The organism is Ruminococcus sp. RTP21358st1_G6_RTP21358_211008 (assembly GCF_040908885.1).
GTDB classification, from domain to species: domain Bacteria; phylum Bacillota; class Clostridia; order Lachnospirales; family Lachnospiraceae; genus Blautia_A; species Blautia_A faecis.
This window is the reverse complement of the sequence record NZ_JBDGDM010000009.1, coordinates 56,486-76,140: the sequence shown is the minus strand read 5'-3', so window position 1 is coordinate 76,140 and position 19,655 is coordinate 56,486. Positions and strand designations below refer to the sequence as shown.

Below are 19,655 nucleotides of genomic sequence, written 5' to 3'. Positions count from 1 at the left end.
TAAGCGGTTCGCTTAACATATGTATTCAATTTGTCGGAAAATAAAGCAGCCAGTACGAGAATCGAACTCGTGTTTTCGCCGTGAGAGGGCGACGTCTTAACCCCTTGACCAACTGGCCTTGTCAACCGACTCGCTTAGTATATCTTACTTTGCAGGAGAATGCAAGCACTTTTTTTATTTTTTTTGCGAAAAATTGAAAAACTCCGAAAAAAGCCAGGAAATAAGCGGGTTTGCGGTGTCAAAAAAATTTTAAACAAAATAGAAAACCCAAATTTTACTTGCAAAAATACCATAAACTGGGGTATGATATAGAACGAATGTTTGAACAGAAGATAAGAATGGAAAAGAAGCGGACATACTGTCCGCTTTTCACAACCATTGGAATAAATGCTGAAGCCCAGACAGTGCATCATGAAATGTAGAGCTGTAAATGAAATGAGCAGTTATTTCGTGCACTTACAAGTTGATTTCTCGAACAATCCTGTCGGTACACTGGATGCATAAAAGAAGAATATGGGACAGCAGAGTCTGAAGTTACTGTTCACTGGTAACAGTCTGAATGATAGTAAGAAAGGAATTAACACCATGGCAAAGAAAGACACTTACGACGCGGGTAGTATTTCTGTCCTGGAAGGATTGGAAGCTGTTCGGAAACGTCCGGGAATGTACATCGGAAGCGTATCCAGAAAAGGCCTGAACCACCTGATCTATGAGATCGTGGACAATGCGGTAGATGAACATCTGGCCGGTTACTGTTCTGAAATTGAAGTAACACTGGAGAAAGACGGCTCCTGTACGGTCACTGATAATGGACGAGGAATTCCGGTAGATATGCATGCGAAAGGGGTATCTGCAGAGCGTCTTGTATTTACCACCCTCCATGCAGGCGGTAAATTTGACAACTCTGCTTATAAGACAAGCGGTGGACTTCATGGCGTTGGTTCTTCCGTTGTAAATGCCCTGTCCACATATCTGGATATTAAGATCAGCCGTGATGGATTTGTACATCACGATCATTATGAGAGAGGTATCCCCACGATTGAACTGGAAGAGGGACTTCTCCCCAGGCTTGGCAAGACCAGACAGACCGGAACCTGCGTGAATTTTCTTCCGGACCCGGAGATTTTTGAAAAAACAAGATTTTCATCCACAGAAGTAAAGAGCCGTCTCCATGAGACTGCATACCTGAATCCCAACCTTACCATTCATTTCATGGATCTTCGTGGTGATACTCCTGAAGATATCACTTATCATGAGCCAGATGGAATCGTGGGATATATCAAAGACCTGAATCACAATTCCGAAGCTCTCCACGAACCGATTTATCTGAAAGGAGAAGCCGATGGAATCCAGGTAGAAGCAGCATTTCAGTACACCAACGAATTCCGTGAGAATGTACTTGGTTTCTGCAATAATATTTACAATGCAGAAGGCGGTACTCATCTTACCGGATTTAAAACAACCTTTACAACGGTGATGAATACTTACGCCCGTGAGATCGGTATTCTGAAGGAAAAAGATGCTAATTTCACAGGAGCGGATATCCGTAATGGAATGACAGCGGTTGTTTCCATCAAGCACCCGGAGCCACGCTTTGAGGGGCAGACCAAGACCAAACTGGACAATCAGGATGCAGCCCGCGCCACGGGAAAAGTAATGTCTGAGCAGCTGGTACTCTATTTTGACCGAAACCTGGAAACTTTGAAGACCATTTTGTCCTGTGCGGAAAAGGCCGCCAAGATCCGTAAGACAGAGGAGCGTGCCAAGACCAACCTTCTCACCAAGCAGAAATATTCTTTCGATTCCAATGGAAAGCTTGCCAATTGCGAGAAAAAAGATCCTTCACTTTGTGAAATCTTTATCGTAGAGGGAGATTCCGCTGGCGGTTCTGCAAAGACTGCCAGAGATCGTAATTACCAGGCAATTCTTCCGATCCGCGGTAAGATCCTGAATGTGGAGAAAGCCACCATTGACAAGGTGCTTGCAAACGCAGAGATCAAGACTATGATCAATGCATTTGGATGCGGATTTTCCGAAGGCTATGGAAACGACTTTGATATCACTAAACTTCGTTACGACAAGATCGTGATTATGGCCGATGCGGATGTGGATGGTGCTCATATTTCCACACTTTTACTTACTTTATTCTATCGTTTTATGCCGGAACTGATCTATGAGGGACATGTTTATATTGCCATGCCCCCTCTTTACAAAGTAATGCCGAAGAAGGGTGCCGAAGAGTACCTGTATGATGATAAGGCACTGGAAAAATACCGCCGCAGTCACAAGCCGGGAAGCTTTACCCTCCAGAGATACAAAGGTCTTGGAGAGATGGATGCCCAGCAGCTTTGGGAGACAACCTTAAATCCGGAAACCCGTAGAATGAAACGGGTGGAAATTGAGGATGCCCGTATGGCTTCCAGCGTGACGGAAATCCTGATGGGAAGCGACGTGCCGCCAAGAAAGGCATTTATTTACGAGCATGCAACTGATGCAGAACTGGATATTTAAGAAGGCTGAAATCCGAAAGAGCAGGATTTTTCGGACGAAAAAGCAGAATATGGTCTGAACGTAATATAGAAGAGTATTTTGCAAGAGGAGAACCTCAGATTTTAGCTTGGAGTGTGTTTGAAAAATGCTTTCTGCAAGATGTGCGTTACAATTTGTGGGAGATTGCAGGAATGATTTTTTAAACAGGCTCCAGAGTGTGTTTGAAAGGAAAACAGATTATGGAAACAAAGCAGGAGAATGTAATTGCCACGGACTATGCGGACGTGATGCAAAAATCCTATATAGATTATGCCATGAGCGTTATCATTTCCAGGGCACTTCCGGATGTCCGCGATGGCCTGAAGCCGGTACAGCGAAGAACCCTGTATGATATGTACGAGCTTGGGATCCGTTACGACCGTCCATATCGTAAGTGCGCCCGTATCGTTGGAGATACCATGGGTAAATATCACCCTCACGGGGACAGCTCTATTTATGAAGCACTGGTTGTAATGGCGCAGGATTTCAAGAAGGGCAAAATCCTGGTAGACGGTCATGGAAACTTCGGCTCCATTGAGGGAGACGGTGCCGCTGCCATGCGATATACAGAGGCAAGACTGGAGAAACTGACCCAGGAGGTTTTTCTGGCAGACCTTGACAAAAATGTAGTGGACTTTATGCCAAACTTCGACGAGACAGAGAAGGAGCCTCAGGTGCTTCCGGTGAAGATTCCCAACCTTCTGGTAAACGGTGCAGATGGTATCGCCGTAGGTATGGCCACCAGCATTCCGCCTCATAACCTTGGGGAGGTTGTGGATGCAGTGAAGGCTTATATAAAGAACAACGACATCAGTGTGAAAGGCCTGATGCGTTATCTGAAAGGACCGGATTTCCCTACAGGCGGTCTGGTTGTAAATAAAGATGATCTTCTGAATATTTATGAGACCGGAAGCGGCAAGCTCCGTCTCCGCGGTAAAGTGGAAGTGGAAAAAGTAAAAGGCGGTCGCCAGCAGCTGGTGATCACCGAGATTCCGTACACCATGATCGGTGCCAATATTGGAAAATTCCTTAACGACGTAGCCTCCCTTGTAGAAACCAAGAAAACCACAGATATTGTGGATATTTCCAACCAGTCCTCCAAGGAAGGAATCCGTATTGTACTGGAACTGAAAAAGGATGCAGATGTAGAGAATCTCACCAACATGCTCTACAAGAAAACCAGACTGGAAGACACCTTCGGAGTCAATATGCTGGCTGTTGCAGACGGACGTCCGGAAACCTTAAGCCTGAAGCAGGTGATTGAGCACCATGTGGATTTTGTGTTCGAAGTAACTACCCGCAAGTACAAGACTCTTCTGGGAAAAGAGCTTGAGAAAAAGGAAATTCAGGAAGGCCTTATCAAAGCCTGTGATGTAATCGATCTGATCATTGAGATCCTTCGAGGCAGCAAGAGCCGTGACCAGGTTAAAAAGTGTCTGGTAGAGGGTATCACAGAGGGAATCAGATTCAAGTCAAAAGCCAGTGAGAAAGCTGCAAAGAATCTGAAATTTACGGAGAATCAGGCTACAGCCATTCTGGAAATGCGTCTGTATCGTCTGATCGGACTAGAAATTGAGGCACTTCAGGCAGAGTATGACCAGACTATGAAAAATATTGCTTCTTATGAAGATATTCTGAACAACTATGATTCCATGTGTGAAGTAATTATTGAAGAACTTGACGGAATCAAAAAAGAATACAGCACCAAGAGAAGAACTGTGATCGAGAACGCAGAAGAGGCAGTTTACGAAGAAAAGAAGATGGAAGAGACAGAGGTCTGCTTCCTTATGGACCGCTTCGGCTATATGCGCCTTATTGATAAGAATGCTTATGAGAGAAACAAAGAGGCTGCCCATGCAGAGAATAAATTTATTTTTACCTGTATGAATACAGACAAGATCTGCATTTTCACAGATATGGGACGCATGCATTCCATCAAAGTGGCAGACATTCCGCTGGTGCGCTTCCGTGACAAGGGAACTCCGGCTGATAACCTGAGTAACTACGACAGCAGCCAAGAGCAGATCCTTTATGTGGCACCTGTAGGACAGGTGAAATTATCCACCCTGTTGTTCGTGACTAAGACCTCCATGTGCAAGCTTGTCGCAGGTGAGGAATTCGATGTGGCAAAGAGAACGATTGCATCTACCAAGCTGGGAGAAGAGGATCAGCTGATATTTGTAGGTCCTGCAGATGAAATGGAACAGGTGGTGTTCCAGAGTCAGAATGGCTATTTTCTCCGTATCCTGAAAACGGATGTTTCTACTATGAAGAAGACCTCTGTTGGTGTAAGAGGAATGAAGCTGGGGGACGGGGATGTTCTTGAGCATGCCTATCTGGTGGAACCGAGACAGGAGTACACCATTCAGTATCACGACAAGCCGTATGCATTGAACAAGGTAAAGCTGGCCAAACGTGATACCAAGGGTATGAAGCCCAGAATCTAAGCAGCAGATTATGAAGAAAAGGCTGTTATACAGGTTGTGTAGCGGAAGCTCAAAAGAGCTGAGAGTAAAAGCTGTTGCTGGTGAAACAAGCTTAACAATACTGTCAAAATGGGTTAAAACCTTGTAAAATGGGCATTTATAAGAAAAAGCCCTTGCAATTTGGATTTAAAGGTGTTAGAATAATACAAGAAATCAGAACTTGTTGACAAAGGAGTGGGCGTGAGCCCACTCTTTTTGATGATAAGGACCAGAGCGTGTTTGAAAAAGGCTTTCTGCAAGATGTGCGTCACAATTTGTGGGAGATTTCGCCCGGATGAGGGCGCCGTAGCGGGCTACGGCAACCGAATTCGGGTGAAATATACCGCAAAGTGGGGCGTGCAGATTGCGGGAATGGTTTTTCAAACACGCTCCAGAGAGGCAGGTGGGAAAAATGAGCAGAAAAGAAGAGTATGAACAGAAAGCAGAAGCATTGTTATCTCCGATCGTAGAAAGCAATGGATTCGAACTGGTAGATGTGGAATATGTCAAGGAGGCAGGAAACTGGTATCTTCGCGGCTACATTGACAAACCAGGCGGAATCACAGTGAATGACTGCGAGACAGTAAGCAGGGCTTTCAGCGACAGGCTTGACGAAGATGATTTCATCGAGGACAGCTACATCATGGAGATCAGCTCTCCGGGACTTGACAGACCTCTGAAGAAAGAAAAAGATTTTGCCAGAAGCATTGGCAAACTGGTAGAAATCAGAACCTACCGGCCAATCGAGAAACAGAAAGAATTTTGTGGTGAACTGACAGCATATGATAATAACAGTGTGACCATTGATGAGGAGGGAACTCCACGCACTTTCGATAAGAAAGATATCGCACTGGTGCGTCTGGCAATTGATTTTTAAGTTACCATGAAAGTCCGGGCTGGCAGCTGTGGGAGTACCACAGGCGCGGAACAGCTGACTTTCATATAGGAAGATGCTGCCAGTAGGCGACATGTCCGATTTAAGAAATAAGCGATTATGCTGGAAAGCAAAAAGGAGGAAATAAGAAAAATGAACAAGGAGTTAATGGGTGCTCTGGACGAACTGGAACGCGAGAAAAATATCAGCAAGGAAACTTTGCTGGATGCCATTGAGCAGTCCCTGATCCAGGCATACAAGAATCATTTTGGAAAAGCTGACAATGTACATGTTACCATTAACAGAGAAACAGGCGATTTCAGTGTATATGCAGACCGCAAGGTTGTAGAATTCGTAGAAGATCCTGCTGAAGAGGTTTCTCTTGTAGAAGCACAGAAGCAGAACACCAATGCAGAGGTTGGCGATATCCTGAAGGTACCGGTTCACTCTGACAAATTTGGCCGTATTGCAACACAGAATGCAAAGAATGTAATCCTTCAGAAAATCCGTGAGGAAGAGCGTAAAGTTCTGTTTGACCAGTATCACGGCAATGAGAAAGAAGTTGTTACCGGCATTGTACAGCGTGTGGTAGGACATAATGTAAGCGTAAATCTTGGTAAGGCAGATGCAATCCTTGCTGAGAATGAGCAGGTGAAGGGCGAGACCTTCAAGCCTACTGAGAGAATCAAAGTGTATATTCTTGAGGTAAAGGATACACCGAAGGGACCTCGTATCCTTGTTTCCAGAACACATCCTGGCCTTGTAAAACGCCTCTTTGAGTCTGAGGTTGCTGAGGTGAAGGACGGAACTGTTGAGATCAAGAGCATTGCCCGTGAGGCAGGTTCCCGTACCAAGCTGGCAGTATGGAGCAACGATCCTGATGTAGATCCGGTTGGAGCATGTGTTGGTGTAAATGGTGCCCGTGTAAGTGCGATTGTAAATGAGCTTCGCGGTGAGAAGATTGATATCATCAACTGGGATGAGAATCCTGCAATCCTGATCGAGAATGCATTAAGCCCGGCGAAGGTAATCGCTGTTATGGCAGATCCGGATGAGAAGACTGCACTTGTTGTGGTTCCGGATTACCAGCTTTCCCTTGCAATCGGCAAAGAAGGACAGAATGCACGCCTTGCAGCACGTCTGACTGGATTTAAGATTGATATCAAGAGTGAAACCCAGGCAAGAGAGTCCGGCGACTTCTATGATTATGACGAGGATGACGATGAGTACTATGAGGATGACGAGTACGAAGAGTCTGAGGAGTCCGCTACAGAAGAAATTTCTCAGGATAGCGAAGAAACAGCTGCCGGTGAAGAGTCTGAAGAGACTGAGGATGCGGTAGAGAATGAAGACGAAGAATAAAATTCCCATGCGCCAGTGTACTGGCTGCAGAGAAATGAAGAATAAAAAAGAAATGATCAGGGTGTTGAAAACCGCAGAGGATGAGATCGTTCTGGATGCTACAGGCAGGAAAAACGGTCGCGGAGCCTACATCTGCAAGAGCCGTGAGTGTCTGGAGAAAGCCAGAAAAAATCACGGACTGGAGCGTTCTTTGAAAGCAGCTATCCCGGATGAGGTTTATGATAGCCTTGAGAAGGAGTTTGATAGTATTGAAGAATAATAAAGCACTGTCCCTGATCGGACTTGCAACAAAGGCCGGAAAGACAGTCAGCGGAGAGTTTTCCACTGAGAAATCCATTAAGACCGGCAAAGGATATCTGGCAATCGTAGCCGGAGATTCTTCTGATAACACCAAGAAGAAATTCCGGAACATGTGTGAATTTTACGAAGTGCCCTTGTATATCCTTTCAGATAAAGAAACGTTAGGGCATGCCATGGGCAAGGAATTCCGTGCCAGCCTGGCTGTACAGGACTGGAATTTTGCAGAAGCTATTATGAAGGTGTTGCAGGATGAGGGGAAGGAGCTTTAGAGCATACCACTGTTGTCTGAGAAAACGACCTGAACCAAAGAGGAAAAAGCGTTCCAGGGAATGCTTTTAAATGTTCCCGGGAAATGATTTTTGATAATACGAGCTGCGAAAGACTTATGAAAGCGTATCCTGGCTCGTACTGGTGAAGGGAGAATGGCATATGGTGATAAAGTCACATGAGCCTGCCAAAGACAGAAATAAGCAAAACAGAGAGAATAAAAACAGAGTGAAAAAAGTTATAGATACGGGAAAGGAGAAAGGAATAACATTGGAGACTCCTAAGACAGAAGAGCAGAAAGTGTCAGTAAAGAAAGAAGGCGACGGTGCAGAGGCACCGAAGAAGAAAAAAAATATTATCCGCGTATATCATGCACAGAATGCAAGTGACGGCGGGAAGAACAGAAAGAAACCAGTTGGAGAGAGAAAAGCACGTCCACAGGGCACACGTCCTGCAGCACAGGCACAGCCGGCAGCGAAAGCGGAGGCACCTGTAAAGGCAGCACCGAAGACAGAAGCTCCTAAGACAGAAGCACCGAAGCCGGTAAGTGCACCGAAGGCTGAGGCTCCTAAGACAGAAGCACCAAAAGCTGAGGCACCAAAAGCTGAGACAGCACCAAAGAGCGCACCGGTAAGTGCACCGAAGACAGAGCCGGCAAAACCGGTTCAGACTGCACCAAAAGCAGAAGCTCCAAGGACAGAATCCCAGAGACCAGCTGCACAGCAGAACAGAAACGACGGCCAACAGCGTCAGGGAAATGGCCAGGGCAACCGTAATTTCCGTCAAGGCGAAGGCCGCGACAATAATCGCGGGGATAACAATCGTGGTGACAGAAATGGGAACGGAGGCAGATTCGGCCAGGGAAGACCACAGGGCGGCCAGGGCGGATTCCGCGGAAACAGAAATAATGATGGTCAGGGAAGACCTGTAAGACAGGGGGATTCCCAGAACAGAGGACCGCGCCAGGGTGATGGAAACGGACGTGGATTCCGTCAGGGCGGTGACAACAGAGACAATAGAAATGGAAACGGAAATGGCAGCAGATTTGGCCAGGGAAGACCACAGGGCGGTCAGGGACGTTTCGGAGGAAAAGACGGAGATAACCGTAGTGAAGGACGCTTTGGCGGACAGAACCACCAGGGTGGACAGCGCTCCGGCGGTGCAAGAAGAAGCGGCGGATCTGACGCAATCTTTACACCAGAGCTGACCAAGACATCCAAGGACAGCAAGCGTGAGCGTGACAGAGAGAACAAGAATAAAAAGAAAGATTTCGATAAGACATCAGGTGGCGGACACAGACCAAACCAGGGCGGCAGAAACCAGATGTCCAGAATCCCGAAAGCACTTCAGAAACCTGCTCCGCAGCAGAAACAGGAAGAGAAGAAACCGGAGATCAAGGAGATCACAATTCCGGAGAAGCTTACCATCCGCGAGCTTGCAGAAGCGATGAAGATGCAGCCATCTGCAATTGTTAAGAAGCTGTTCATGGAAGGTCAGATGGTAACGGTAAACCACGAGATCGATTTCGAGCAGGCAGAAGAGATTGCTCTTGGATTTGACATTATTGCAGAAAAAGAAGAAAAAGTAGATGTAATTGAGGAGCTTCTGAAAGAGGAAGAGGAAGACGAATCCACAATGGTTTCAAGACCACCGGTAGTCTGTGTAATGGGACACGTTGACCATGGTAAAACTTCTCTTCTGGATGCAATCCGTAAGACAAACGTAACAAGAGGCGAGGCTGGTGGAATCACACAGCATATCGGTGCTTATGTAGTTGATATCAACGGACAGAAGATCACTTTCCTTGATACACCGGGACATGAGGCATTCACTGCCATGCGTATGCGTGGAGCAAACTCCACAGATATCGCTGTTCTTGTAGTTGCAGCTGATGATGGTGTTATGCCACAGACAGTAGAAGCTATCAGCCATGCAAAGGCTGCTGGTGTTGAGATCATCGTTGCCATCAACAAGATCGATAAGCCAAGTGCAAACATTGAACGTGTAAAACAGGAGCTTTCCGAGTATGAGCTGATTCCTGAGGACTGGGGCGGTACAACTCCGTTCGTTCCGGTATCTGCCAAGACAGGAGAGGGCATTGATGATCTTCTTGAAATGATCCTTTTAACCGCAGAGGTTTCTGAGCTGAAGGCAAACCCGAACCGTGCAGCAAGAGGTCTTGTGATCGAGGCTCAGCTGGATAAAGGCAAAGGACCGGTTGCTACGATCCTTGTACAGAAGGGTACTCTTCATGTTGGAGATTTTATCGCAGCCGGAGCATGCAATGGTAAAGTACGTGCCATGATGGATGATAAGGGACGCCGTGTAAAACAGGCTGGTCCGTCTACTCCTGTAGAGATCCTTGGTCTTGGCGATGTTCCGAATGCCGGAGAGGTTCTTATGTCCTTTGAGAATGATAAAGAGGCTAAGAATTTTGCAGCAGCATTTGTTTCCGAGAATAAGAACCGTCTTCTTGAGGAAACTAAGGGTAAACTTTCCCTGGATAATCTGTTTGACCAGATTCAGGCAAGCGACCTTAAGGAGCTCCCGATTATTGTCAAAGCCGATGTGCAGGGTTCTGTAGAGGCTGTAAAACAGAGTCTTGTAAAACTTTCCAATGATGAGGTTGTTGTAAGAGTGATCCATGGCGGCGTTGGTGCTGTCAATGAGTCTGATGTCAGCCTTGCTGCTACATCAAATGCGATCATCATCGGATTTAACGTTCGTCCTGATACCACAGCGAAACAGCTGGCAGAGCAGGAAGGCGTTGACCTTCGTCTGTACCGTGTTATCTACCAGGCAATTGAGGACGTGGAAGCTGCCATGAAGGGTATGCTGGATCCGGTATTTGAGGAGAAGGTAATCGGTCATGCAGAGGTTCGTCAGCTGTTCAAGGCTTCCGGTATCGGTACTATCGCAGGAAGCTATGTGCTTGACGGTACCTTCCAGAGAGGATGCAAGGTACGAATCACAAGAGACGAGGAGCAGATCTATGAAGGTGAGCTGGCTTCCCTTAAGAGATTTAAAGATGATGTCAAAGAAGTCCGTGCGGGCTATGAGTGTGGTCTTGTATTCCAGGATTTCAATGACGTTAAAGAAGAAGATAAAGTTGAAGCATATATTATGGTTGAGGTGCCGCGCTAGAGCGTAGTAATCGCAGGTGTCAGTTGGGGGCAAGCTCATTGCCCCCAATTTTTCGTTGTCAGAGCCTGCGCTCATATAGGAGACCAAAAAATGAGAAAAAACAGCATTAAAAATACAAGGATCAATGCAGAAGTTCAGAAAGAACTGAGCAACATTATCCGCAGTGAGATCAAGGATCCCCGCATCCATCCCATGACATCTGTCATGGCTGTGGAGGTTGCACCGGATCTTAAGACCTGCAAGGCATTTATCAGTGTCCTTGGCAGCGAGGAATCCAAGCAGTCCACAATTAAAGGGCTGAAAAGTGCAGAAGGCTATATCCGCCGTCAGCTTGCGAAGAACCTGAATCTTCGCAACACTCCGGAAATCCGCTTCATTCTGGATGAGTCTATTGAATATGGCGTAAATATGTCCAGACTTATCGATGATGTGATCGAACACGACCATTCGAAGGGCACTGAGAGTGAGGATGGGGAAAAACAGGATGCAGCAGAAACTGAAGACGAAGAGTAAAAATCGAGGTGAAGGGAATGGAGAGAATCGAAGAAATTCTGGATGGCGTAAAGACCATGGGAATTGGGGGACATGTTCGCCCAGATGGTGACTGTGTAGGTTCCTGCATGGCACTTTATCTGTATATAAAGAAATGGTATCCTGAAATCAAGGCAGATATCTATCTGGAGAAGCCGAAGCCGGTATTCGGACATATTGCATGCATGGACGAGGTGCATTATGAAGCAGGCGAGCCCAGAGAGTATGATCTTTTTGTAACCTGTGATGTAAGCGCTCCTGACCGTCTGGCAGTAGCGTCTGATTATTTCGCTTCTGCGAAAAAGACCGTCTGCATTGACCATCATGTGAGCAATCCGGGATTTGCAGATGTGAACCACGTACATGGTGAGATCAGCTCTGCCAGCGAGGTTCTGTATAAGCTTCTTAACAAAGAAAAAATCGATCTGGATATTGCAACTGCTATTTATACCGGAATGATCCACGATACAGGTGTATTCCAGTATTCCTCCACATCTCCGGACACCATGCGTATTGCCGGTGACCTGATGGAAAAAGGTGTTGATTTTTCCAATATTATTGACGAATCCTTCTATCAGAAGAGCTACATTCAGAATCAGGTCATGGGGCGTGTTCTGGCAGAGAGCATTATGCTTCTGGATGGCAAATGTATCGTTGGCTACATGAAGCTGAGAGACATGGATTTCTATGGTGTAAAGCCGTCAGACCTGGATGGAATCGTAAGCCAGCTCCGTCTTACGAAAGGTGTGGAAGTGGCAATGTTTATTTATGAGCATGAAAGCCAGGTGTTTAAGGTATCACTCCGTTCCAACGGTTCTGTAGATGTAAGCAAGATTGCTTCCTATTTCGGAGGAGGCGGACATGTGAAAGCAGCAGGCTGTGATCTGGCCGGCTCCATGTATGACGTTATCAATAATATTTCAGAACAGATCGAAAAACAGCTTTTAGGACAGGATAAGTAATGGCAGATTTTCAGGGAATCATTGTAATTCACAAGGAAAAGGGCTTTACCTCCCATGATGTGGTAGCCAAGCTTCGGGGAATTCTCCATATGAAAAAGATAGGGCACACAGGTACTCTTGACCCGGATGCTACCGGTGTTTTGCCGGTAGCTCTTGGAAAGGGCACCAAGCTGGTGGATCTTCTTACAGATAAGGAAAAAACGTATGAGGCAGTGCTTCATCTGGGAATCGACACGGATACCCAGGATATGTCCGGAACAGTTCTGGAAGAGCGGCCAGTGAATGTGACTGAGGAGGAAGTGCGAAAAGTACTGAAAAGCTTTGTAGGGGAGCAGCTTCAGGTTCCGCCTATGTATTCTGCTCTGAAGGTAAATGGAAAGAAACTTTATGAGCTGGCAAGAGAGGGCAAAACGGTTGAGCGAAAAGCCCGGCCAGTGTGCTTCTACGAGATAGAGCCTCTGGAATTTCATCTTCCGCTGGTGAAAATAAGAGTGACCTGCAGTAAGGGAACCTATATCCGCACCTTGTGCCATGATATTGGTGAGAAGCTTGGCTGTGGCGGCTGTATGGAAGAACTGCTCCGGTCAAGGGTAGGCCGGTATTCTCTCTCTGAGAGCCATACGCTTGCCCAGGTGGAAGCTGCCGTGGCAGATGGAACCGTCCAGGATATGATCGATCCGGTAGAGGCAGTTCTGGCTGAGTACCCCGCTCTTTATGCGGATTCTTACGGGGACAGGCTTCTGGCAAATGGAAATCCGCTGTCCGACAATCTGGTGAGTCCCCAGCACAAAGAAGGCTGGGTGCGCATGTACGCCAGTGACGGAACTTTTACAGGTATTTTTCAGTGGGATGCAGGGGAGAAGAAATATTATCCGGTGAAAATGTTCTGAATAATAAAGTGACGATTTGGCAGGTGCTGAATAGTCACCAATCAGACATAAACTGGTGTGACAGGAGAGATTATGGAATACCTGAAGATAGAGGGTGAGTTTCCAAAGCTTGCCAACTGTGCAGTAACAATGGGAAAATTTGACGGGATCCACCGTGGCCACAGGAAACTGGTTGAGAAGATCAGGGAGCGGAAGACACTTGGAGAACAGGCTGTCCTTTTTGCCATTGATGCTTCCAGCAACATGATCCTTACCAGCCAGGAGCGCGCTTCCCTTCTTGAAAAGCTTGGCGTGGATGTGCTGGTAGAATGCCAGTTAAATGACAGGATCCGGCATATGAAGGCTGAGAATTTTATAAAAGAGATTCTTATGGGAGATCTTGGGGCATCCTACGTAGTAGTAGGAGAGGACAACCGGTTTGGCTTTGAGCGGAAAGGTACGCCCCGGCTTCTTATGGAATTTGGAGAAAAGTATGGCTTTGATGTGGAAATCCTTTCCAAAGAAATGGATGGACACAGGAAGATCAGCAGTACCTATATCAGAGAAGAACTGAAAAAAGGAAATATGGAGAAAGTTACTTCCCTTATGGGAAGGGATTACTTTGTGGAAGGCCAGGTGGTGCATGGCAGGGGAATGGGACATAAGGTCCTGCTTCCCACCACCAATCTCGTGCCTCCCAGGACCAAGATCCTGCCGCCAAACGGTGTGTATGTGACAAGCTCTTATTTCGGGGATAAGATATACCACGGAATTACCAACATTGGCTGTAAGCCTACGGTTGGTGAGAGCTTTATAGGGGTGGAAACCTATCTTTTTGACTGTAAGGAAGATCTCTACGGAGAGGAATGCCGGGTGGATTTCAAAAAGTTTTTGAGGCCGGAACGGAAATTTCCCTCTCTTGAGGCGCTGAAGAGCAGACTTCTGGCGGATGCAGAGGATGGCCGGAGATTTTTTGAAAAAACTGAGAAATAATATCGGGAAGAAAAACGAAAAAAACAGTTTACAGAATCTGGCGGGTATGCTATACTAGGCAAGGTGTGAGTAGGTTTACTTCCTGCGTTCACATATCAGACAGCCCATATTCAGGGGTTGGACACTCCGACCGTCTCTTAATATGCGGCGATTACGTCCCCACAGGAATACCTGCATGGGAGACCATTAAGAATAATAAGGAGGAAATCAAGATGATTTCAAAAGAAAAGAAAACAGCAATTATGAAAGAGTATGCAAGATGTGAGGGAGATACTGGTTCACCAGAGGTACAGGTAGCTGTTCTTACTGCAAGAATCCAGGAGCTTACTGAGCATTTACAGAACAACCACAAGGATCATCATTCCAGACGTGGTCTGCTGAAAATGGTAGGTCAGAGACGTGGACTGTTAGCTTACTTAAAGAAAACAGACATCGAAAGATACCGTGCACTGATTGAGAAATTAGGTTTAAGAAAATAATTAGTATGCGGAAGGGGCGGATATCCATCCGCCCTATTTTAAGATGTGAGGAAAGTTATGATTGTTCACTGACAAGCTTTCTACCGGAGCTTTTGTGGATAGTGATAAGTGTCACAATAGAGGCACTATTGTCTGTAAGGGCAACCTGACAGATAAAGATTTCCGAGACTTCTGAAAAGGACATTTGAAGAGAACATTTGAAGAGAACTGTTCCCAGCAATATCAAATGTATTTTTCAGTCGTTTCGGACTTCTGTTGTGACAGAGGCAAAGAGAGCTGCAATATACGTCGGTCAGAACTGGTTTTTACAGCTTCTGCAGAAGTGTAAGGTGGCTTCAGATCAATATTTTATATGAAAAAGGAGAGAAGACATGTACAAAAGTTATTCCATGGAATTAGCTGGAAGAACACTTACCGTAGATATCGGACGTGTTGCGAAACAGGCCAATGGCGCAGCACTTATGCATTATGGTGATACCACTGTACTTGCTACAGCAACTGCATCCAAGGAGCCAAGAGAGGGAATCGACTTTTTCCCATTAAGCGTTGAATATGAAGAGAAAATGTACGCCGTAGGAAAGATTCCGGGCGGTTTCAATAAGAGAGAAGGAAAGGCAAGCGAGCACGCAATCCTTACCTCCCGTGTTATCGACAGACCTATGCGTCCTTTGTTCCCGAAGGATTACAGAAACGACGTAACACTGGTAGACATGGTTATGTCTGTAGATCCGGAGTGCAACCCGGAGATCCCGGCTATGCTTGGTTCTTCCCTTGCTACCTGTATTTCTGATATTCCATTTGATGGCCCATGTGCAACGACACAGATCGGCCTGATCAATGGAGAGTATGTTGTGAACCCTACACTGGCTCAGAAGGATATTTCTGATCTTCAGCTGACAGTAGCTTCCACAAGAGACAAAGTTATCATGATCGAGGCCGGTGCCAACGAGGTTCCGGAGGATCAGATGATCGAGGCTATTTATAAAGCACATGAGGTAAACCAGGAGATCATCAGATTCTTCGATCAGATCATCGCTGAGTGCGGTAAAGAGAAACACAGCTATGAGTCCTGTGCAGTTCCGCAGGAGCTGTTTGACGCCATCAAGGAGATCGTTCCTCCGGAAGAAATGGAAGTTGCCGTATTCTCTGATGACAAGCAGACAAGAGAGAACAATATTGCAGAGATCACAGACAAGCTGAAAGAAGCTTTCGCAGAGAAAGAGGAGTGGCTTGCTGTTCTTGGTGAGGCTGTTTACCAGTATCAGAAGAAGACCGTTCGTAAGATGATCCTGAAAGATCACAAACGTCCGGACGGCCGTGCAATCACACAGATCCGTCCTCTGGCAGCAGAGGTTGACATCATCCCGAGAGTACATGGCTCTGCTATGTTCACCCGTGGACAGACTCAGATTTGTACGATCACTACTCTGGCACCTCTTGCAGAGGCACAGAGAATTGACGGACTTGACGAGTTTGAGACAAGCAAGAGATATATGCATCACTACAATTTCCCGTCCTATTCTGTAGGTGAGACAAAGCCATCCAGAGGACCGGGACGCCGTGAGATCGGTCATGGAGCACTTGCTGAGAGAGCACTTGTACCGGTTCTTCCAAGCGTAGAAGAATTCCCATATGCAATCCGTACTGTATCCGAGACCTTTGAGTCAAACGGATCTACCTCCCAGGCAAGTATCTGTGCATCCACCATGTCTCTTGAGGCTGCCGGTGTACCGATTAAGAAGCCGGTTGCAGGTATTTCCTGTGGTCTTGTAACAGGTGACACAGATGATGATTATATCGTTCTTACTGATATCCAGGGACTTGAGGACTTCTTTGGCGACATGGACTTCAAGGTAGCCGGAACTCATGACGGTATCACAGCGATTCAGATGGATATTAAGATCCACGGTCTTACAAGACAGATCGTAGAAGAAGCAATCAGACGTACTAAGGAAGCAAGAGAGTACATCCTTAACGAAGTTATTGAGAAATGTATCCCTGCACCTCGTACAACTGTTGGAAAATATGCTCCGAAGATCATCCAGATCCAGATCGATCCTCAGAAGATCGGTGATGTTGTTGGCCAGAGAGGTAAGACCATCAACACCATCATTGAGCGCACAGGCGTTAAGATCGACATCACAGATGAGGGTGCTGTATCTATCTGCGGCGTAGATGATAAGAACATGCAGGAAGCAAAGCGTATGGTTGAGATCATTGCTTCTGACTTCGAGCAGGGACAGATCCTTACCGGACAGGTTGTAAGCATCAAGGAGTTTGGCGCATTTGTTGAGTTCGCACCTGGCAAAGAGGGAATGGTTCACATTTCCAAGATCTGCAAGGAGAGAATCAACCGCGTAGAGGATGTTCTTACACTTGGAGATAAAGTGACTGTTGTATGCCTTGGAAAAGACAAGATGGGAAGAATGAGCTTCAGCATCAAGGATGTTCCGGCAGAGGCAAAATAAGAATAAAATGCAAGGCCACTGTGTAGGAAAAGCACAGTGACAGCTTGGGGGATGCCGGACAGATGTGCCCGGCATTCTTTATATCCGCTGCAGAGCCGGAGCTTTGGAAAATGCGTCTGCACGGGATAAACAGGAGGAAACATGAAGAGAATTGCAAAATTTCATAAAGTAAGTAAAGAGCGCTTTGTGGCAGACTGGATGGATGCTTTTGAAGGCGTGTCTGCTGACGAGGCAGAGAAGATTTATGAGGGAATCCGTCTTCCAAGACGGGCTACTGCCGGAAGCGCAGGCTATGATTTCTTTTCCCCGGCTGATTTTACCATCAAGCCAGGCGAGACCATCAAGATTCCGACCGGGATCTGTGTGGAGATGGATCAGGAATGGGTGCTGAAATGCTATCCAAGAAGCGGCCTGGGATTCAAATTCCGTCTGCAGCTGAATAATACGGTGGGGATTATTGACAGCGATTATTTTTATTCTGACAATGAAGGCCATATTTTTGCCAAGCTGACAAATGATACCAATGAGAATAAAGTGGTAGAATTGAAGGCAGATACAGGCTTTATGCAGGGAATCTTCGTTGAGTACGGGATTACCGTAGATGATGATGTGACAGATGTGAGAAATGGCGGGTTTGGAAGTACGACGAAGTAACCCGCTGCGGCGCCCTCGCAGTTTTATGGGAAATACAAAAGCAGGTAAATGTGATGAATTTATCAATCACAGATACCTGCTTTTATTGTGCTTAAGTTTTTTTCAAATTTTGCAGAAAGCCTTTTTCAAACAGGCTCCCGCAGGAAATCTCTTTAAAGACCACCGGGAAGATTACTCTGATGCTCCCGCAGGAAATTTCTTTAAAGACCACCGGAGAGATTACTCTAAAGGTGTTCCGGCAGCTTCTGCTTCTCGTGCATTCTGTAAAACAGTGTCAAATGCGATAGCAGCCTTATTGTACTCTTCGTCGCTCTCAATGTTGGAAAGCATGGGAGCACCCTCTGCAGTGCGGGTGAAGGAATACAGATAAACTTCACCGTCATGATTCTGGCCCTCTTCGTCAAGAGGAAGAAGCGCAATATATTCCTTTGCATCTACCGGGAAAATGGTAAGGATGGCGCATTCTACCTCAGTATCATCCTCCATGGTAAGAGTAATGGTGCTGTGCTGGTTTGCGTCAGTGCTGCATCCACCGCATGTGGAGCAGTCGGAACCGCCGCAGGATGAGCTGCTTCCACAGCTGCTGCAGGAGTTTGTCATATCTGAATCACTCATTAAAAATACCTCACTTTATAAAAAATTTGTATTTATATGTTACCTGTGAAAAAGCATGTTCATGCTGTAAAACAAGGTAACACCGGGACTTCTTTAGCTTCATTTTCACTGGTAACGGTATGCCCGGACAATATTTAGATTGTACCAGAAAAATAGGGTTTTGTGAATAGGGAAATCTGTGTTATAATGAAGAAAGTGTTAGAATATATTGAATATTCACAGGCAATATCCTATGAGAGGTTTTTTGTGAATGAAGTTCACTGGAAACTTTGAAAAAATGGGCAAAATCATGTACAGAAGGATTTTTGTGCATTATATAAATTTTTACAGATTGGAGAACAACATGAAGCTTGTATCATGGAACGTAAATGGAATCCGTGCCTGTATTACCAAGGGCTTTGAAGAAAGCTTTGCGAAGCTGGACGCAGACATTTTCTGCCTTCAGGAGACCAAATGTCAGGAGAACCAGGTGAAGCTGGAGCTTCCAGGTTATTATCAATATTGGAATTACGCGAACCGCAAGGGATATTCCGGAACAGCTGTTTTTACGAAAAAAGAGCCGTTGTCCGTGACTTACGGACTTGGAATAGAGGAACACGATAAAGAAGGCCGTGTGATCACTGCAGAGATGGACGATTTTTATCTGGTTACCGTATATACGCCCAATTCCCAGTCCGAGCTTCGAAGACTGGAATACCGCATGGAATGGGAAAGAGATTTCCTGGCTTATCTTCTGAAGCTTCAGGAGAAAAAGCCTGTGATCTGCTGTGGAGACATGAATGTGGCACATCAGGAAATTGACCTGAAGAATCCTAAGACTAACCGGATGAACGCAGGCTTCACAGATGAAGAGAGAGCCTGCTTTACCAGAACTCTGGAAGCTGGATTTATTGACACATTCCGTTACTTTTATCCGGAGCTTGAGGGTGCCTACTCCTGGTGGTCTTACCGATTTAAGGCAAGAGAGAAGAACGCCGGATGGAGAATTGACTATTTCATCACCTCTCCGTCCTTGAAAGAGAATCTGGAGGATGCGAAGATTCACAGCGAGATAATGGGATCCGACCATTGTCCTGTAGAGCTGGATCTGAAATTTTAGACCATAGGGAGTCCTGTATGGCAGGATCTGGGGATAAACAGATA

18 protein-coding genes, 1 tRNA gene and 1 pseudogene are annotated in these 19,655 nt (G+C 46.1%); 16 read left to right on the top strand and 4 right to left on the bottom strand.

The annotated features are described in order from the left end of the window. Positions 1-46 precede the first annotated feature (46 nt). A tRNA-Glu gene (locus tag AB5Z12_RS05280) sits at positions 47-118 on the bottom strand. A 467-nt stretch (positions 119-585) separates the two neighbouring features. Between AB5Z12_RS05280 and AB5Z12_RS05275 the strand changes: the two genes are divergently transcribed. Then, positions 586-2,511: a type IIA DNA topoisomerase subunit B gene (locus tag AB5Z12_RS05275; RefSeq protein WP_148462366.1), complete on the top strand. Its 1,926-nt coding sequence runs from the start codon at positions 586-588 to the stop codon at positions 2,509-2,511. Positions 2,512-2,616: 105 nt separating this feature from the next. Here the strand turns inward: AB5Z12_RS05275 and AB5Z12_RS05270 are convergent. Then, positions 2,617-2,679 (bottom strand): annotated as a pseudogene (locus tag AB5Z12_RS05270) (DUF6783 domain-containing protein); the annotation flags it as partial. 50 nt (positions 2,680-2,729) lie between these two features. Between AB5Z12_RS05270 and AB5Z12_RS05265 the strand changes: the two are divergent. Beyond that, positions 2,730-4,976 (top strand): DNA topoisomerase (ATP-hydrolyzing) subunit A, encoded by a 2,247-nt coding sequence (locus tag AB5Z12_RS05265; RefSeq protein ID WP_148462364.1) that lies wholly within the window; start codon positions 2,730-2,732, stop codon positions 4,974-4,976. A 192-nt stretch (positions 4,977-5,168) separates the two neighbouring features. On the opposite strand, the gene AB5Z12_RS05260 is transcribed toward AB5Z12_RS05265, so the two are convergent. Next, on the bottom strand, positions 5,169-5,336 hold the full coding sequence (locus AB5Z12_RS05260) for a DUF6783 domain-containing protein (RefSeq protein WP_313721432.1): 168 nt from the start codon (positions 5,334-5,336) through the stop codon (positions 5,169-5,171). Here AB5Z12_RS05260 and AB5Z12_RS05255 point away from each other — a divergent pair. The 13 genes from AB5Z12_RS05255 (at position 5,256) to AB5Z12_RS05195 (ending at position 17,897) form a co-directional block, all read left to right on the top strand. Next, the gene (locus AB5Z12_RS05255; protein ID WP_313721407.1) at positions 5,256-5,429 is read left to right on the top strand and encodes a DUF6783 domain-containing protein; all 174 of its coding nucleotides are present in this window, start codon (positions 5,256-5,258) and stop codon (positions 5,427-5,429) included. The two genes, AB5Z12_RS05260 and AB5Z12_RS05255, sit on opposite strands and share 81 nt — an antisense overlap. Continuing rightward, positions 5,407-5,871 carry a ribosome maturation factor RimP gene (rimP, locus tag AB5Z12_RS05250; RefSeq protein WP_118578686.1) on the top strand — a complete coding sequence of 155 codons (465 nt, stop codon included), beginning with the start codon at positions 5,407-5,409 and terminating at the stop codon, positions 5,869-5,871. The genes AB5Z12_RS05255 and rimP overlap by 23 nt, the downstream gene beginning before the upstream one ends. 150 nt (positions 5,872-6,021) lie before the next feature. Next, the gene (gene nusA / locus AB5Z12_RS05245; RefSeq protein WP_148462362.1) at positions 6,022-7,230 is read left to right on the top strand and encodes a transcription termination factor NusA; all 1,209 of its coding nucleotides are present in this window, start codon (positions 6,022-6,024) and stop codon (positions 7,228-7,230) included. After that, positions 7,214-7,489 carry an RNase P modulator RnpM gene (locus tag AB5Z12_RS05240; protein ID WP_148462361.1) on the top strand — a complete coding sequence of 92 codons (276 nt, stop codon included), beginning with the start codon at positions 7,214-7,216 and terminating at the stop codon, positions 7,487-7,489. The genes nusA and AB5Z12_RS05240 overlap by 17 nt, the downstream gene beginning before the upstream one ends. After that, positions 7,479-7,799: a ribosomal L7Ae/L30e/S12e/Gadd45 family protein gene (locus tag AB5Z12_RS05235; RefSeq protein WP_148462358.1), complete on the top strand. Its 321-nt coding sequence runs from the start codon at positions 7,479-7,481 to the stop codon at positions 7,797-7,799. The genes AB5Z12_RS05240 and AB5Z12_RS05235 overlap by 11 nt, the downstream gene beginning before the upstream one ends. A 160-nt stretch (positions 7,800-7,959) precedes the next feature. Next, positions 7,960-10,941 (top strand): translation initiation factor IF-2, encoded by a 2,982-nt coding sequence (infB, locus tag AB5Z12_RS05230; RefSeq protein WP_368356963.1) that lies wholly within the window; start codon positions 7,960-7,962, stop codon positions 10,939-10,941. Between the two features lie 90 nt (positions 10,942-11,031). Beyond that, positions 11,032-11,454, top strand: coding sequence for a 30S ribosome-binding factor RbfA (rbfA, locus tag AB5Z12_RS05225; RefSeq protein WP_148462355.1), 423 nt, complete (start codon positions 11,032-11,034; stop codon positions 11,452-11,454). A gap of 17 nt (positions 11,455-11,471) precedes the next feature. Next, on the top strand, positions 11,472-12,434 hold the full coding sequence (locus tag AB5Z12_RS05220; RefSeq protein WP_148462353.1) for a bifunctional oligoribonuclease/PAP phosphatase NrnA: 963 nt from the start codon (positions 11,472-11,474) through the stop codon (positions 12,432-12,434). After that, positions 12,434-13,324 (top strand): tRNA pseudouridine(55) synthase TruB, encoded by an 891-nt coding sequence (truB, locus tag AB5Z12_RS05215; protein ID WP_148462351.1) that lies wholly within the window; start codon positions 12,434-12,436, stop codon positions 13,322-13,324. The genes AB5Z12_RS05220 and truB overlap by 1 nt, the downstream gene beginning before the upstream one ends. Before the next feature lie 72 nt (positions 13,325-13,396). Continuing rightward, positions 13,397-14,296, top strand: a complete 900-nt coding sequence (locus AB5Z12_RS05210) for a bifunctional riboflavin kinase/FAD synthetase (protein WP_148462350.1) — start codon at positions 13,397-13,399, stop codon at positions 14,294-14,296. Between the two features lie 212 nt (positions 14,297-14,508). After that, the gene (gene rpsO, locus AB5Z12_RS05205; protein WP_148462347.1) at positions 14,509-14,775 is read left to right on the top strand and encodes a 30S ribosomal protein S15; all 267 of its coding nucleotides are present in this window, start codon (positions 14,509-14,511) and stop codon (positions 14,773-14,775) included. Positions 14,776-15,146: 371 nt separating this feature from the next. Next, on the top strand, positions 15,147-17,243 hold the full coding sequence (locus tag AB5Z12_RS05200) for a polyribonucleotide nucleotidyltransferase (protein ID WP_148462345.1): 2,097 nt from the start codon (positions 15,147-15,149) through the stop codon (positions 17,241-17,243). 141 nt (positions 17,244-17,384) lie between these two features. Further along, positions 17,385-17,897 carry a deoxyuridine 5'-triphosphate nucleotidohydrolase gene (locus AB5Z12_RS05195; protein WP_148462341.1) on the top strand — a complete coding sequence of 171 codons (513 nt, stop codon included), beginning with the start codon at positions 17,385-17,387 and terminating at the stop codon, positions 17,895-17,897. Positions 17,898-18,116: 219 nt separating this feature from the next. On the opposite strand, the gene AB5Z12_RS05190 is transcribed toward AB5Z12_RS05195, so the two are convergent. Then, positions 18,117-18,512 carry a DUF1292 domain-containing protein gene (locus tag AB5Z12_RS05190; RefSeq protein ID WP_118578668.1) on the bottom strand — a complete coding sequence of 132 codons (396 nt, stop codon included), beginning with the start codon at positions 18,510-18,512 and terminating at the stop codon, positions 18,117-18,119. Between the two features lie 343 nt (positions 18,513-18,855). Between AB5Z12_RS05190 and AB5Z12_RS05185 the strand changes: the two genes are divergently transcribed. Continuing rightward, on the top strand, positions 18,856-19,611 hold the full coding sequence (locus AB5Z12_RS05185) for an exodeoxyribonuclease III (RefSeq protein ID WP_118578760.1): 756 nt from the start codon (positions 18,856-18,858) through the stop codon (positions 19,609-19,611). The last annotated feature ends 44 nt before the right edge of the window (positions 19,612-19,655 follow it).

Coding starts and splice junctions, on each gene's coding strand:
- AB5Z12_RS05275 (WP_148462366.1), top strand. CDS start 586: ATGGCAAAGAAAGACACTTACGACGCGGGTAGTATTTCTGTCCTGGAA.
- AB5Z12_RS05265 (WP_148462364.1), top strand. CDS start 2,730: ATGGAAACAAAGCAGGAGAATGTAATTGCCACGGACTATGCGGACGTG.
- AB5Z12_RS05255 (WP_313721407.1), top strand. CDS start 5,256: ATGTGCGTCACAATTTGTGGGAGATTTCGCCCGGATGAGGGCGCCGTA.
- rimP (WP_118578686.1), top strand. CDS start 5,407: ATGAGCAGAAAAGAAGAGTATGAACAGAAAGCAGAAGCATTGTTATCT.
- nusA (WP_148462362.1), top strand. CDS start 6,022: ATGAACAAGGAGTTAATGGGTGCTCTGGACGAACTGGAACGCGAGAAA.
- AB5Z12_RS05240 (WP_148462361.1), top strand. CDS start 7,214: ATGAAGACGAAGAATAAAATTCCCATGCGCCAGTGTACTGGCTGCAGA.
- infB (WP_368356963.1), top strand. CDS start 7,960: ATGGTGATAAAGTCACATGAGCCTGCCAAAGACAGAAATAAGCAAAAC.
- rbfA (WP_148462355.1), top strand. CDS start 11,032: ATGAGAAAAAACAGCATTAAAAATACAAGGATCAATGCAGAAGTTCAG.
- AB5Z12_RS05220 (WP_148462353.1), top strand. CDS start 11,472: ATGGAGAGAATCGAAGAAATTCTGGATGGCGTAAAGACCATGGGAATT.
- truB (WP_148462351.1), top strand. CDS start 12,434: ATGGCAGATTTTCAGGGAATCATTGTAATTCACAAGGAAAAGGGCTTT.
- AB5Z12_RS05210 (WP_148462350.1), top strand. CDS start 13,397: ATGGAATACCTGAAGATAGAGGGTGAGTTTCCAAAGCTTGCCAACTGT.
- rpsO (WP_148462347.1), top strand. CDS start 14,509: ATGATTTCAAAAGAAAAGAAAACAGCAATTATGAAAGAGTATGCAAGA.
- AB5Z12_RS05200 (WP_148462345.1), top strand. CDS start 15,147: ATGTACAAAAGTTATTCCATGGAATTAGCTGGAAGAACACTTACCGTA.
- AB5Z12_RS05195 (WP_148462341.1), top strand. CDS start 17,385: ATGAAGAGAATTGCAAAATTTCATAAAGTAAGTAAAGAGCGCTTTGTG.
- AB5Z12_RS05190 (WP_118578668.1), bottom strand. CDS start 18,512: ATGAGTGATTCAGATATGACAAACTCCTGCAGCAGCTGTGGAAGCAGC.
- AB5Z12_RS05185 (WP_118578760.1), top strand. CDS start 18,856: ATGAAGCTTGTATCATGGAACGTAAATGGAATCCGTGCCTGTATTACC.